At 71.6% G+C, this 14,436-nt stretch carries 11 protein-coding genes; 2 read left to right on the top strand and 9 right to left on the bottom strand.

Features of this window, described 5'->3' with window-relative positions; genetic code table 11:
- The first annotated feature begins 93 nt into the window (after positions 1-93).
- Complete coding sequence (locus tag AB0H43_RS17730) at positions 94-1,350, top strand: ATP-grasp domain-containing protein (RefSeq protein ID WP_360000438.1); 1,257 nt, start codon at positions 94-96, stop codon at positions 1,348-1,350.
- Positions 1,350-2,573, top strand: coding sequence for an MFS transporter (locus AB0H43_RS17725; RefSeq protein ID WP_360000437.1), 1,224 nt, complete (start codon positions 1,350-1,352; stop codon positions 2,571-2,573). Before AB0H43_RS17730 ends, AB0H43_RS17725 begins: the two co-directional genes overlap by 1 nt.
- Before the next feature lie 93 nt (positions 2,574-2,666).
- Here the strand turns inward: AB0H43_RS17725 and AB0H43_RS17720 are convergent, their stop codons facing one another.
- From AB0H43_RS17720 to AB0H43_RS17680, 9 genes are all read right to left on the bottom strand, one after another.
- Complete coding sequence (locus AB0H43_RS17720) at positions 2,667-3,536, bottom strand: DNA-3-methyladenine glycosylase 2 family protein (protein WP_360000869.1); 870 nt, start codon at positions 3,534-3,536, stop codon at positions 2,667-2,669.
- 112 nt (positions 3,537-3,648) lie between these two features.
- Complete coding sequence (locus AB0H43_RS17715) at positions 3,649-4,593, bottom strand: hypothetical protein (protein WP_360000436.1); 945 nt, start codon at positions 4,591-4,593, stop codon at positions 3,649-3,651.
- A gap of 10 nt (positions 4,594-4,603) precedes the next feature.
- On the bottom strand, positions 4,604-7,120 hold the full coding sequence (locus tag AB0H43_RS17710) for an SMC family ATPase (protein WP_360000435.1): 2,517 nt from the start codon (positions 7,118-7,120) through the stop codon (positions 4,604-4,606).
- Positions 7,121-8,260, bottom strand: coding sequence for an exonuclease SbcCD subunit D (locus AB0H43_RS17705; protein ID WP_360000434.1), 1,140 nt, complete (start codon positions 8,258-8,260; stop codon positions 7,121-7,123).
- A gap of 19 nt (positions 8,261-8,279) precedes the next feature.
- Complete coding sequence (locus AB0H43_RS17700; protein WP_360000433.1) at positions 8,280-10,049, bottom strand: ATP-binding protein; 1,770 nt, start codon at positions 10,047-10,049, stop codon at positions 8,280-8,282.
- 95 nt (positions 10,050-10,144) lie between these two features.
- Entirely contained in the window at positions 10,145-11,143 is a 999-nt protein-coding gene (locus AB0H43_RS17695) for a hypothetical protein (RefSeq protein WP_360000432.1), read from the bottom strand.
- Positions 11,136-11,810 (bottom strand): dihydrofolate reductase family protein, encoded by a 675-nt coding sequence (locus tag AB0H43_RS17690; RefSeq protein ID WP_360000431.1) that lies wholly within the window; start codon positions 11,808-11,810, stop codon positions 11,136-11,138. The genes AB0H43_RS17695 and AB0H43_RS17690 overlap by 8 nt, the downstream gene beginning before the upstream one ends.
- 16 nt (positions 11,811-11,826) lie before the next feature.
- Complete coding sequence (locus AB0H43_RS17685; RefSeq protein ID WP_360000430.1) at positions 11,827-12,846, bottom strand: NAD-binding protein; 1,020 nt, start codon at positions 12,844-12,846, stop codon at positions 11,827-11,829.
- A gap of 36 nt (positions 12,847-12,882) precedes the next feature.
- Positions 12,883-14,385 (bottom strand): SigE family RNA polymerase sigma factor, encoded by a 1,503-nt coding sequence (locus AB0H43_RS17680; protein WP_360000429.1) that lies wholly within the window; start codon positions 14,383-14,385, stop codon positions 12,883-12,885.
- Positions 14,386-14,436: the final 51 nt, after the last annotated feature.

Below are 14,436 nucleotides of genomic sequence, written 5' to 3'. Positions count from 1 at the left end.
CGAACATGTGTACGAACGGAGGAGGGATTCACGCTCAAAAACATATTACGTTTTAGCGGTTGCCCTGAACGTGCCAACTGCGAGGGAGAACCGATGAGGGTGCTCGTCCTGTCCAACCACACCGCGGTGATGGAACAGGCCCTGATGGCCGCCGGTCACGAGGTGATCGTCTGCCTGTCCAAGCCGAACGCCGCCCTGCGCGCCGCGCAGAACCCGCCCTATCCGATCCGGTCGGTGACCCACTGGACCGACTTCACCGAGCTGGCCGGGCTGGCCGCGGAGCTGCGCGGCCGGGTCGACGCCGTCGCCACCCTGTGGGAGGGTGCGATGGTCGCCGCCGGATTCCTGCGCGACCTGCTCAGCCTGCCCGGCCAGGCAACCGCCGAGGCTGTCCGGTTCACCGACAAGGCGGTCATGAAGTCGGTGCTGCACGCGGCGGGCGTGCCCGTCGCAGCCCACCGGGTCGTCCACGAGGCCGCGGAGATCCCGGCCGCCGCGGCGGAACTCGGCGGTTTCCCGGTCGTCGTCAAGCCGCTCACCGGCTTCGGCTCGACGAACACCCACGTCATCCGGGACCGCACGGATCTGGAGCGCATGCGCGCGGAGATCTTTACGCGCCGGCTGGACGCCTCGGCGTTCTTCCGAGCCGAGCCGGCATTCCGCCCGCTCGACGACCAGGGTGGTTTCGTCGTCGAACAGTTCGTGCGGATCCGGAACGAGTATCACTGCGACGCCTTCTGGACCGGCGGCGACTCGGTCTATCAGATCCCGGGTCGCTACAACGTCCCGCCGCTGCGCGGGATGGGTGGCACGCTCGGCTCGGTGCTGCTCGATCCGGCCTCGCCCGAGGGCATGGCCGTCGCGGAACTCGCCGAACAGGCCGCCCGCGCCCTCGGCATCCGCGAGGGCTTCACCCACGCCGAGATCTACCTCGACACCGAAGGCCGCTGGCTGCTGGGCGAGATCGCCGCGCGGCCGGGTGGCGGTGGCATTCAACACGCGCTGCTCCACGCGTATCACGTGAATGTGCCGGAGATGCTCGGTCAGTTCGGGGCCGGTGAGCCGGTGCGCGTCGAGCCTCGCCCGGAGCCCGGAGCCTGGGGCTGGGCCGGGCCTTACGTGCCGCCGGGCCGGGTCGTGCACATCGCGAGCCGGGACGAGGTGCTCGCGCAACCGGGCGTCGTCGACGCGAGCGTCGTGACGCAGGTGGGCGGCGAGGGCGGGCTGACCGGCTCGGGTCAGTGGGGCGGCCTGGCCGGATACGCCTGGCTGCACGGCGACACGCCGCAGGAAGTGCTGGCGCTCATGGACCTCGTCACCGACCGGTACGAGATCGAGGTCGAGGCCTGATGGGCTGGTGGCGACGCCGGTTCGGCGGCCTTCCGCGCACGTTCTGGGGCTTGATGAGCGGCGTCGGCCTGGCCCGGCTCGGCTTCTTCGCGGTGCCGTTCCTGACCTTCTGGCTGGTGGCCGACCGGCACTTCAGCGCGGCCCAGGCGGCCACCGTGATGACCGCGTTCGGGTTGGGCTGGACGCTGTCGATGCCCCTCGGCGGCTGGCTCGCCGACCGGCTCGGCCGCCGCCTCGTGATCGTGGCCAGCGCTTTCGGGGCGGCGGCGGCCTACGTGGCGATCGGCGGCGTGCACGGTCTGCTATGGACATGTGGGCTGGCGTTCGCGACCGGCCTCACGTTCGACCTCTATCGCCCGGCGGTGCAGGCGTTCCTCACCGACGTCGTGCCCGGCGAGCACCGGAAGCGGGCGCTCGGGCTGCTGTACCTGGTCATGAACGTCAGCCGGCTGGTCGCCTGCGTCCTGGGCGGGGTGCTCGCCGAACGGGCGTTCGTCGCCCTGTTCGTGGTGAACGCGGTGGTCAACGTCCTCTTCGGACTGTTGGCGCTCCGCCTCCCCGGTTCCTCCGCTTCAGCGCGGAACTCGGCGCGGACCGTCGGGTTCGGCGCGGCGCTCCAGGATCCGGCGCTCGTCGGGTTCACCGCGATCACGGCCGTGTTCTACTCGGTTCACATGCAGAGCATGGTCAGCCTGCCGGTGGTCTTCAGCTCGGCCGGCGTGACCCCGCTTCAGTACGGCCTGCTGCTGGCGCTGGACCCGCTCGTGGTGGTGGTCGTGCAGCTGCTGTTCCAGCAATGGCTGCTGCGTACGCCCGCGCTGGTGGTGTGCGCGCTCGGCGCGGGCATGGTCGGCGTCGGGCTCGCCCTGACCGGCATGTCCGGCTCGCTCAGCGAAGCGGCGCTCACGATCCCGCTGTGGGTGGCCGGGGAGGTCGCCTTCCTCACCGCCGCGCCCGGAGTGGTCGCGACGATCGCGCCGGAACACCTCCGTGGTGTCTACTTCGGAGTGTGGGGTGGTACGCAGGGACTGGCCGCGGTCGCGGCCCCGCTCGTCGCCTCGCTCCTCGCCGGGTCGCTGCTCATCTGGCTCGGCGGGGCCGCCTTCGGGGTGTTCGCGGGCGCCGCCTGCCTGGCTCTGCGGCGATGGCTGCTTCGGCGCCGCTCCGACCTAGCCCTGCCCGCTGCCGCGGCCGTCCGCGCCTCCCTTCCCTCCGGGGGCTGATCATTGCGCCAGCCATGCTGCTTCGGGCGGCGAAATGTCCGTTCAAACAGCATGGCTGGCGCAATGATCACGAATGCCTCGGTGCGGAGCGGCTCAGTAGCTGCGGAAGGAGCGGATCGGCGCCCGGGGGCCCCACCTCGGCGCGCCGATCCCGGCCCGGGTCAGCAACTGGCATACCCGCCCGCGATGGCCGCGGAAGGGCTCCAGCAGCTCCAGCATCCGGTCGTCGGTCGCCCGGGGCTCCCCGGCCAGCGCCCACGCCACCTGGTTCTTGATGTGGTAGTCGCCGACGCTGACGGCGTCCGGGTCGCCGTGGGCGTTCCGCATGACCTCGGCCACCGTCCACGGACCGATCCCGACCAGGGCCAGCATCCGGCGGGCGGTCGCCTCCGGTTCGCGATCCGGCCAGGGCGTACGCGCGGCGCGCAGGAGCGTGTCCGCCCGCCTTTGCTCCAGCCCGAGCGGGTGGAGGTCGTAGTACCGCAGCGAGGCGACCTGCTCCGCGGACGGGGGCAGCAGCAGCCCCGGGTGTGGACCCGGAGCGGGCTCCCGGAAGCGCCGCACGATCGCCGAGTACGCCTGGTACGCCTCCTTGCCGGTGACCTTCTGCTCGCATACCGCCCGGAGGAGGTGGGGGAAGACCTGCCCGGTGGCCGGGAGCCGCAGTCCCCGATGCCGGTGCGCCAACTCGGCGACGACCGGATGCGCTCGGGCCAGCTCGCGGAAATCGCCCAGATCGTCCCGGAGGCCGAAGACGGCGTCGGCCCGCTCGAGCAGCCACTCCGCACCCGGCCCGTACGCCTCAACCCGGCCGTCCCGGTGCAGCCCCAGCGACCCCGGGCCGTCCGGCGTACGCGCGGCGTGCCAGAACACGCCGTCGATGAACCGCCGGCACGGGTCGTGCGTCCCCAGCGAGAGCTGGCCGAGCGTGCCGGTGAAGTCGTACCCCGTCGGCAAGTCCAGCTTCACGCTTGTATTGTGCCTGGTCCTACGCGCGGACCGAAGCGGCGGCTCTGCTGCTTTGCCGGCCTCTACTGCCGTACCGAGGCGGCGGCTCTGCTGCTTGGCCGGGCCTCTACTGACGGACCGAGGCGGCGGCCAGTGCCCGCTGGAGGAGCTTGGTGTCGCCCAGCATCCGGCGCAGCCGCTGTTCGAGCCCCCCGATCGGGACGAGTTGCTGAGGCGCCCGGGGATCTTTGACGGCGCTGGAGGCGTACCGGGGGAGCGTGACGCAGGACAATTCGGCCAGCTCGATTGCCTGGGCCGGAGCCAGCTCGGCCGAGCATTCGAGGCGGACGACCCCCGACCACGGAATCGGGATGCCGCCCGGCTGCCGCAGATACCAGGTGTATCGGCTCCAGCGGCCGCCGATGCGGAAGACCGGTGTCCGCTGTCCAGGGGACAGCGCTCCGACCACCGGCAACAGGTGATCCGGCAGGTACTGCTTCTGCTGCGTCTTCGCGTACCCGATGACGCGCGGCGGCGCGCCCGGGCCGCGGAGCGGACCGTCGACCACGACGAGTTCGTCGCCCCCGCTCAGCGTGGTGAGCACGTCGCTCGTCGTCCGCTGCTCCAACTGCATCAACGCCGTCTGCATCGCCGCCATCAGGTCGGCGTCCTGCGCGCCTTCGATGCGTACCGCCTTGTAGCGCACCGTGCTTCCGGCGTCTACATCAGACTGATCGGCGGCCGAGGTGAAGATCGACCGCTCGACGGTCGCGGCGGCGACGGAGGCGGTCCCGGCGCCGCACCGGACCACGCCAGCGGCGTAGGAGCAGGCCAGCCCAGGCGACGGTGGAGTGCCGCCGATCCCGGCGGTCCAGATCCGGGCATCGATTCGGCGTACGCCGTCGACCATCAAAACGGTCGCGGGCGGAGCCAGCCCGGCCGGGGCGTCGAGCGGTCGCCACTGCTCGGCGGGCAGCTCGACCTCGACGTCAAGCCCGTCGGACGGACCAGGGGCGGACGCGTCGAGGCTGGCGCCGTAGGACGGGTCCCATGCATCGACGTGGAAGCTCATAGCCAGATTTCTACCCTATCCTGTCCACTCGGGCGGTGCGGGCGTCTTTGCGTACCTCGAAACGGACCGGAATGCGCTCGGCGAGCGCGGCCACATGCGTCACCACACCCACCATCCGGTCGCCGCGAGCGGCGAGATTCTCCAGCGTCGCCGCGACGACGTCCAGTGTGGACGCGTCGAGCGTGCCGAACCCCTCGTCCAGCAGGATGGACTCCAGGCTGGCCGCGTGCGCCATCCCGGCCAGTTGATCGGCCAGGCTGAGCGCGAGGGCCAGCGAGGCCTGGAAGGTCTCCCCGCCGGACAGCGTACGCACCGGGCGGGTGAGCCCGGCGTCGTGATGATCGACCACATAGAACTCACGGTTGCGGTGCATCAGGTCGTACTGACCGGCCGACAGCTCCCGGAGGATCTCCGAAGCGCCCGCGACCAAGGCGTCCAGCGCCTCTTCCAGCAGCCACGCCTCGAAGTTGTTCGCCTTGAGGTGCTGGGCCAGCGTGGCGGCCACCGCCCGGTCGGCCTCGATCTGCTTGCGCTGCGCCCGGAGATCGTCGGCCCGCTTGCGCGCGTCGAGGATCTTGTCGCGGGCGGCGGCGGCGCGTTCGACGGCGACGGTGACCGCGCGGTCGAGCCCGGCGATCTCGCGAGGCATCGCGACCTCGGCCTCGTCGAACCAGTCCCGGATCCGGTCGAGCACCACTTCTTCGCTGGCGGTGGCCTGCCGGGCGGCTTGGTCGGCCTCGGTCCGCAGCGTCGTGAGCCGCTCGCCGGCCTGCTTGGCCCAGCCGGCCAACCCGGCCCAGGCCGCCTGCAGGTCGTCGCGATCGACGGGCGGCGGCGCGACGACCGGACTGCCGGACGCGACCGCGAGGCCCGGCACCACGGAGGCGACCGAGTCTCGGGCGGTGTCGAAGATCCGCCAGGCCGCCCGGAGCCGCTCCTCGACCCGCTGCACCTCGGCGAGCGCGGCGCGCTGCTGCTCCATCGCCCGGCGGCGGGCCACCCCGGCTCGGTCCAGTGCTTCCTTCGCCTGCGCGTGCGCGGTGAGCTGGGCCTGCAGCTCCGCCTCCTCGGGTGCGTCGGCGAGCACCTCGGCCAGCCGCGCCACCTCCTGCTCCAACTGCTCGACCCGGGCTCGGATGGAGGCCAGGCGGCGATCCGTCTCGCGGGCGGCGTCGTCGGCGGTCTGCCGCTCGCGTTCAGCCTGCTCCGCCTCCACGCGTACGCGTTTGAGGTGTTCCTGCGCGGCGACGGTCGCACCGACCTCTCGCCGGGCCGGCAGGGTGTCGACGGACTGCTCGCAGACCGGGCAGGCGTGGCCGACCTGGAGCAGCGGACGCAGGACCGCCACCCGGTCGGTGTTCCGGGCCTCCTCCAACGCGTGCTGGGCGTGCAGGACCTCGTCGGCCTTGGCCTTCGCCAGCTTGGCCGCCCGCTCCACCACCTTCACCGCTGACGCGTGTGCCTTGTCGGCCTGGCTGAGCGCGGCGGCCCCGTCGCCTTGCCGGGATCGGAGCGCGGCGAGCTGGGCCAGCCCGTCGAGGGTCCGCTGCACGTCGGCCGGATCGACCGTCGCGTCGAGCCGGGCGCGGGCCTTCTCCTCGTGCTCCTCGGCCGCGGTCAACTCGTCGGCGGTACTGGTCAGCCGCGCCTTGGCCTGCTGCCCCGCGGTGGCGAGCGCGCCGGCGTCGGCGGGTGCGGCGATGCGGGCCAACGCGGCGAGCCGGCTGTCCACGGCGGCCAAGGCTTCGACAGCGGCCCGTCGCTGTGCGTCGAGGGCGGCCAGCGCCGGGGCCTCGGCGACCACGCGGGCCGTGAGTGCCTCGACCGCGTCCACCCGCTCCTGCGCGGCGGCGAGCAGACCGTCGTCGGATTCGGCGGCCAGATCGGCCAGCAGCCGTTCGGTCGCCCCGAGCTGGTGGGTGGCGGCCTTGTCGCGCTCGGCGGCCTTCTCCCGGATCTGCTCGTAGACCTCCAGTCCGAGGAGCTTGACCAGGATCTCCTGCCGTTCGGCCGGTTTGGCGTGCAGGAACGCCGCGAACTCGCCCTGCGGCAGCAGGACGCACTTGATGAACTGGTCGTAGGGGAGCCCGACGACGTCGACCACGGCGGCGTCCAGCTCGACCGGCGTACCGGCGAGCGTCTCGCCCAACTCCTCGACGGGTTCGTCACCGTCGAGCACCGCCACGTTGAAGGTCGGCGGCAGCAGCTGCAGACCCGCCTGCTTCGTGGCGACCCGGCCCTTGCCGTCCCGGCGGACGACCCGGGTCACGGCGTATCGCCGGCCACCGGACTCGAAGATCATCCGGACCGCCGCCTCGATGCCCGACGGCGCCAGGGCGTTGACGACGGTCTTCCCGCTCCAGCGCGGCACCTGGCCGTAGAGGGAGAAGCAGATCGCGTCGAGGATGGTGGACTTCCCCGAACCGGTCGGGCCGACCAGCGCGAAGAAGTCGGCGTCGGTCAGGTCGATGACGGTGTGCTCGCGGAAGATCGCGAAACCGCGCAGGTCCAGCCGGAGCGGGCGCACTCAGCTCACCTCCTGGTAAAGCTCTTCGAAGAGCTTCTGGGTGGCCGGGTCGTCATGACCTCGGTCGGACAGGTAGTCGGCGAACAACGCGACCGGCGACCGTTCGGCCCGAGCCGGCCGGTCGGGTCGTCTGGCCTCCAGCATCGCCGGGTCGATCCGGATCTCGAGCGCCCGCGGCAGCATCTCCTGCACCTGCTCGCGCAGCCCGGCGCGGGGCTTCTCGCTCACGACCACGCGCAGCCAGTCGTCGCCACCGTCCATCTCGGACAGCTGCTCCAACGTGCCCCGCAGCGTACGCAGTCGCCGCCCGGCCGGCAGCGGAACCTCCCGGACGAGCGCCGTGGTGTCGGCGGTGGCCTCGACGATCGTCACCGACGGCGGGTTCTCCTCCTCGCCGAAGTCGACCGGCAACGGGCTGCCGCTGTACCGGACCGGGCAGTGCCCGGGCAGGGTCTGCGCCCGATGCAGGTGCCCCAACGCCACGTAGTGGGTGTTCGGCGGGAACACCGTCGAGGGGACGGCGTATCCGAGGATGGTGTGCGCCTCCCGCTCGCCGCCGCCCATCGCCGCGCCGACGACGGTCAGATGCGCGGTGACCAGGTTGACCGCGCTCGGGTCGGTGAAACTCTCGGCCGCGATCGCCTCCAGCAGCCGCGACAGGTGATCGGCGTATGTGCTGTGCGCCTCGGCCTGGGTCAGCTCGAACATGTCGAGCGCGCGGACGGCGTATCGCTGGGAGAGGAACGGCAGCGCGATGCAGCGCCAGGGCTCGCCCCCCGCGGTGACCCCGGTGATCAGATGATCGGCCGGTTTGTCGGAGATCCGGCCGCGCAGGTGCAGGTTCTCCGACTCGGCGAAGACCCGCAAGGCGTCCAGCGCCGGGCCGTTGTCGTGGTTCCCGGCGATGACCACGAGTTCGGCGAGCCGCCGGAGCGCGGCCAGCGCCCGGTAGACGATCTTCTGCGCCTCGGGTGTCGGCGCGGCGGTGTCGAACAGGTCGCCCGCGACGATGATCAGGTCGGGCCGCTCCTGGCGGGCGACCTCGATCACCGAGGCCAGCGCGGTGAGCTGCTCCTCGGCCCGCGGCTGTCCCTTCAGGACCTTCCCGACGTGCCAGTCGGAGGTGTGCAGGATCTTCACGGCCAATGCCTCCGGGCTGCTAGAACGGGATCTCGTCGTCGGAGATGCCACCGTCGCGGGTCGAGCCGACCACCGCGAACGGGTCGGTCGCGCTGACCATGCTGGCCAACGTCGCGCGCGGCGCCGCACCCGCCTCGGACGGCCGGGTGGCCCATGCCGGGAAGGGGAACTCGACCGCCAGCGGCACGGGAATCTCCGGCTGCGCCACGAACATCGTGCCCGGCTTGGCGAGCAGCGCCCGCTGCCGCTGGGTCGGCGGCAGGAAGCCGTATTCCGGCCGCGAGGCCTCGGCCGGGTCCAGCCGGCCCACCACCCGGATCGCGGAGTTGGAGACGATCCGGCGCTCGACCTCCGACGCCGTCTGCTGGGCGCCGATGAGGATCACGCCCAGCGACCGGCCCCGCTCGGCGATGTCGAGCAGCACCTCCTTGATCGGGCTGGTGCCGTCGCGAGGGGCGTATTTGTTCAGCTCGTCCAGGACCACGAACAGCAGCGGCTTGGCGGTGCCCGCCTTCTCCTTGCGCTCGAACTCCGTCTTCAGCGTCACGCCGACGACGAAGCGCTGCGCCCGGTCGGGCAGGTTGTGCAGGTCGACCACGGTCACCTGACCGGCGTCGGCGGTGCTGATCTGGTGGGCCCGGCCGCTGGGCAGGTCGCCGCGGATCAGCCGCGACAGGTCGCGCTTGCTGGAGATCAGGCGGCGGGCGAAGGCGTTGACCGTGCCGAGCCCGACCGAGCTGCCCGCCCAGGTCGACCGGGTCTCGTCGTCGTTGAGCTGCTCGACGATGTAGTCGACGAAATCGTCGTAGCTGCCGAGCCGGGTGCCGTCCAGGCTGATCCCGCCCCCGGCGGGCTGCGCCTCGCGGGCGAGGTGGGCGGCGACCGCGTGGACGACCATCGTGTACTGCTGACGCTCGTCGTCGGCGTCGGCGAAGACGTAGGGCAGCAGGCGCTGCTCGGTGAACTCGCTCAGGGTCCAGTAGAACGGGTCGACCCCGGTCAGTCGGCTCGCCACGTCGGGGCTGCCGGACGGATCACCGGCCCGCGCCGGCGCGAACACCGTGACCTGCTTGAACGCCCCCGCGTCCAGGCCCAGCTTGTGGTACGCCTCCCGGGTCGGCTCGTCGAGCCGGTTGTTCTCGTGGTCGAGGAAGAGCAGGTCCTCGCCCTTGACGTTGAAGATGAGCGCCTTGGTGTTGGCCGACTCCGCCTTCGACCCCAGGACTCCCGAGGTGAAGATCGAGTAGAGCAGGAAGGTGGCGAAGCTCGTCTTCGTCGCGACCCCGGAGATGCCGGAGATGCTGACGTGCGCGCCCCGGCTGCCGTCGAGGAAGTCGGCGTTGAGGAACAGCGGCGCGCCGTCGCGGCCGATGCCGATGGGCAGCCGTCGCTGCATCCGGTCGAAGCTCAGCGCGGCGTCGCGCGTCTCCCCGTGCGCCCGGTATGCCACCGCGCCCGGCGCGGGCGGCACGTAGATCTCGGGCTCGACCCGGGTGACGGTGATCTCGGCCGCCTCCTGCACCATCGCGGGCAGCATGCCGTCGGCGATGGCGAAGACGTCGGACTCGAACGCGGCGCCCTCGTGCCGGGCGCGGACGGCGGTGACGACGCCGGAGATCGTGACCGTGCCCCGGTCGGGCAGGTCGCGCTGGGTCACCACGACGTCGTCGAGCTGCAGGTAGGCGTCGGAGCCGACGGCCACCCAGAAGGTCAGCGGACTGGCGTCCTGCGTCCCGAGGACGCGGCCGACGGGACTGCCGGGAGTGCCGGCGTGTGCGGGGAAGCTCACGCCCTCAGACCCTAACGGCATCCTGCGACAAGAGCCGGGCGCACGGCCGGGCCGAGTCGTGTGCGCGACAGGCGGCCGACCCCGTGCGGGGGAGCTCAGGTGACTGCGATACGTACGCCCCAAGGGCCGGTGACGTGCGTCGGCGTGATGGTGAGGTGCACCGATTCGCGTAGTCGCGCGGTTATCTGGGACTGCCAGGGAAAGCCGTTCCGATCGCCGACCGTCCACCCGAGGCCGCAGCTGTCGCCCTCGAAAGTCCAGATCTCGCAGTCGTAGACGGTGATCCCGTCAATGGTCACGTGCAGTACGCCTGGCGTGGTCGCGGACAGCGACAACGAGTACGACCCCTTCCAAGCCAGATCCATCGTGATCGGCCGGAGCGGATCGGCGGGATCGCTTTGGAGCAGGTGCGAGCCTTGCTCACTGTTGACCGGCACGTCAAGCGAGGGCAGTACCGTTGGCCGGGGCGGCAGCGGATACCGCTCGAACGGCACCGGTACGCCGACCGCCAGCCCGATCGTGCCGATCCGAGGCTTCTTCTCGGGCACCTCTTGCTGCGTCGCCTGGTCCCATCGGACGGCGTCGCCGACCCGCATGGTGAGCCGGACCGTGTCGCCGAGTTCGATGCCGTGCGCCGTCCACATCTCGGCGTTCGTCCGGCCGCTGCCGGGCTGATCGCTCGGCCCGCAGCCGCTGCCCGACCATACATCGCCGTCGACCAGGAACTCCGTCTTCAGCGTGGTGCCGTCGGCCGCGAGGAACTCGCAGCGATCGAAGACGGTGACGCCGAAATCGGTGAGAGTCCAGCTCAACGTGACCTCGTCGGCCGTCACCGGGGCGCTGGCGGCGGCCACCACGCGGGCGCCGTGGGCGTACTCGGGGAAGCCTTCGATCCGCTTCATCGGCGCGGGCGGCGGTTGCGGCGTCGGCTCCTTCCGGAGCAGGCCGGGGAGGACGGCGTACAAGCTGATGGCGACGATGACCAGCGCGGAGCCGGCGGCGAACCACCGCTTGTGCCGCGCGAGCCAGGCGCGGACGACGGGCGGACGCGGCGCGGGCCTCTCCTCGTGGCCGATCTCCCCCAGGTCAATCATGTGCGCGACGGTACCGGAGCAGCAACGCCTGGTCAGCGGGGATGGCGTGGATCAGACTCATCGTCCTCGGTGGATGAGGGCGGCCGTCCGTCATGCGCGTCGCGCCCGGCCCCGCGAGCACCGGCGACAGCGTCAGGCACAGCTCGTCGACCAGATCCGCCCCGGCCAGCGCGCCGAGCAGGGTGGGGCCACCCTCGCAGAGCAGGTGCGTGAGGCCCTCGGCGTGGAGCCGGGCCACCGCCTCGGCCAGGTCCGCGACCAGCACGTCCGCGACCTCGGTCAGCGGGTGGTCGCCCGGCTCGGCGGGCGTCACGATCAGGGGCCGGACCGGGGCGTCGCGGAGGGCGCGATGCTCGGGGTCCAGCGCCAGCGCGTGGGTGAAGATCACCAGGCGGGGATACGCCGAAAGCCCGGACGCCAGACGCCAGGCGCGTCGTTCGGGGTCGAGCGTGAGCGGCCGGTAATCCTCGTCGCGCAGCGTGCCGGCCCCGACGAGCAGCGCGTCGCAGGTCATCCGCAACAGCCGGAAGACCTGCTTGTCGGCGGCGCTCGACAGCCCGGTCGAGAGCCCGTCCACGGCGGCCGCCCCGTCCAGGCTGGTCACGAAGTTGACCCGGAGCCCTTCCGTACGCGGATAGCGGCGCAGCAGCTCCTCGTCGATGGTCACCGCAGCATCATGCCAGCTAGGGCGACGTGACGAGGACCAGGCGATCGGCCGTCCGCAAGGTGGTGACCTGACCGTAGGGCAGCGCGTGCCCGTCGCGGAGGACGGCGATCACCGGTTCCGCGCAGTCCCGGAGCGTCCGGCCGATTTCCTCCGGCTTGACCGGGCGTTCGACCAGGTCCAGCCCGGCGCCGTGGATGAGCAGGTCGTTGAAGACCTCGCTGATGGCGGGGGAGCGGGCGGCCACCCCGAGGAGCCGGCCGGCCGCCTCCGACGTGGTGATGACGGCGTCCACCCCGGACTGCAGCAGCAGCGGCTCGTTCTCCGCCTGCCGGACCGAGGCCACAATCGTGCACCCCGGGTTGATCTGGCGTACGGTCAACGCGACCAGCACGGCGGTGTCGTCACGGTCGGTCGCGACGACCACGCGTTCGGCCGTCTCCACCGCCGCCTTGCGGAGGACGCTGCTCCGGGTGGCGTCGCCGACGACGACCGCGAAACCGTCCCGGTTCGCCTCGTCGGCCAAGCTGGGCGAGCGCTCGATGACGACGAATCCCGCCTTCGGCGACCCGTCGGCGAGCAGCGTCTGGATCGCGGTGTTCCCCTTCGTCCCGTACCCGACGACGATGGTGTGCTCGATCAAGGTGGACCTCCAGCGACTGCGCCGCAACTGTTCCCGCGTACGCCGGGTGAGCACCTCGAAGGTGGTGCCGACCAGGATCGCGAGGAAGGCCACGCGCAGTGGCGTGATCAGGAAGATGTTCACGAGACGGGCGCCGTCGCTGACCGGGACGATGTCGCCGTAGCCGGTCGTCGACAGGGTCACGGTGGCGTAGTAGAACGCGCCCAGCCAGGTCAGCTCCGGCCGGTTCGCGTCCTTGTAGCCGTCCCGGTCGAGCATCACGATGACGACGACGGCGGCCAGGATGACGACGGCGTACGCGATGCGCCGCCAGATCTGCCGCAGCGGATCACCCGGATGGCGCCCCGGCAGGCGTACGCCGCCCCGGTCGGTCTCGCCGTAGGCGCCCTCCTCCATGGCTCCACTTTAGGGAGTTCCGGGCGGTCCGCCGGGTCATTTCAGCGGCGCGAGCCACACCGCCCAGTCCGCCGCGGCGTGCTCCGGGACGACGGTGATCTCGACTTCCGTGCCGGGGGCGAGTTTCGGCAGCTTGAGCCGCAGGTCGCCGTCGTCCGGGTCAAGGGTGTAGCCGCAGCCGCCGAGGTCCCAGCTCCAGTTGCCGCACCGCATCACCTCGACCCCGGCCACGGAGAGGTGCAGAAGTCCCACGCCGTGCTGGCTGATGTTCATGGTGTACCGCGGTCCCCAGGGCACCTTGGTCGTGACGGGCTGCATAGGGTCGTCGGTCGGCGGCTGCAGCCGGAGCGCCCCAGGAAACTGGTCGACGCGGTTGGAGTCCAGCTCCGGCAAGACCGTCGGCTTCGTCGGGAAGGGATAGTCCGACCAGGCCACCCGTTCGGCGACAGCGAAGTCGACCGCCACCTCGGCGGGCGCCGGGCGCCGGACGATGCCGAGGCTGACCGACATCACCACGGACGCCCCGGCGGTTATCCCGGCGTTCATCACCTTCTCGACCGGCCAGGAGCCCGCCGTTCCGACCCCCGTACGCGGACCGTCCGGAGTGGCGCCGCAGATCATCTGGCCCAGCTCGCCCCCGGCCACCCCGAAGGTGATCCGGATGTCGGTCTCCTCGGAAGCCCGGCAGCGCACGTAGATGGAGATGTCGCTAGTGGACGCCGTCCAGGACACCTTGGTCGGCGTCGCCTCGTCGGTCGCGGTTCCGGTCGCCACGACGCGGTTGCCCAGGGCGTACTCGGGGAAGCCGTCGATCAGACGAGAGGTCGCGGATGCCACCGGGTCCGGCACGACATGGTGGATCGGGTTGACGGCGTACCCGAGGACGAGCGCCAGGAGCACCGCGCAGACCGAGGCGGCCGACACGATGCGGCGCTGCCGAGCCTGCTGGATGCGCCCCTGCACGGCGGCGAGGCGCGCGGCGCCGGCGGGCGGTTCGCTGTCGGGTTCGAGGCCGGTGAGCCCGGGGTCGACCCGGAGCTTCGCGATGGCCTTGGCCGCGTGGCTCTTGACGGTGCCGGGCGAGATGCCGAGCACGTCGGCGATCTGGGCCTCCGACAGGTCCTCGTAGTAGCGCAGGACGAGGACGGCGCGTTGTTGCCGGGGGAGCCGGCCGAGCGCGCGGGCGAGCACGTCGCGGTCGTCGTACCCGCGGTGCTCGTCCGGGCCGGCCTGTTCGGGCAGCTCGCCGATGGGGCGTTCGTGGTGCCAGCGCCGCCGCCACCAGCTTGTGTACGTGTTCACCAGGATCCGCCGGACGTAGGGCTCGGGATCGCCTTCGATACGCCGCCAAGCCGTCCAGGCTTTCGCCAGCGAGGACTGCAGGAGATCCTCGGCGAGCGCCCAGTCCCGGGTGAGCAGGTACGCGACGCGCAGCAGCCGGGCCGACCGCGCGGTCACGAACTCCGCGAAGTCGCCCGCCGGCGTGATGGGCCGCGGTTCGTACGCCCGCGGATCGGCCGGAGCCGTCGTCAGCTGCACCGCTAGTCCTCTCAGGTTGGCGGACATTAGCAGGTACGCGCCGAGGCCGCT

Source organism: Hamadaea sp. NPDC050747 (assembly GCF_040654195.1).
Lineage (GTDB): Bacteria > Actinomycetota > Actinomycetes > Mycobacteriales > Micromonosporaceae > Hamadaea.
The sequence above is the reverse complement of the archived record's forward strand: the minus strand, read 5'-3'. Positions and strand labels throughout refer to the sequence as shown.

Coding starts and splice junctions, on each gene's coding strand:
- AB0H43_RS17730 (WP_360000438.1), top strand. CDS start 94: ATGAGGGTGCTCGTCCTGTCCAACCACACCGCGGTGATGGAACAGGCC.
- AB0H43_RS17725 (WP_360000437.1), top strand. CDS start 1,350: ATGGGCTGGTGGCGACGCCGGTTCGGCGGCCTTCCGCGCACGTTCTGG.
- AB0H43_RS17715 (WP_360000436.1), bottom strand. CDS start 4,593: ATGAGCTTCCACGTCGATGCATGGGACCCGTCCTACGGCGCCAGCCTC.
- AB0H43_RS17695 (WP_360000432.1), bottom strand. CDS start 11,143: ATGATTGACCTGGGGGAGATCGGCCACGAGGAGAGGCCCGCGCCGCGT.
- AB0H43_RS17685 (WP_360000430.1), bottom strand. CDS start 12,846: ATGGAGGAGGGCGCCTACGGCGAGACCGACCGGGGCGGCGTACGCCTG.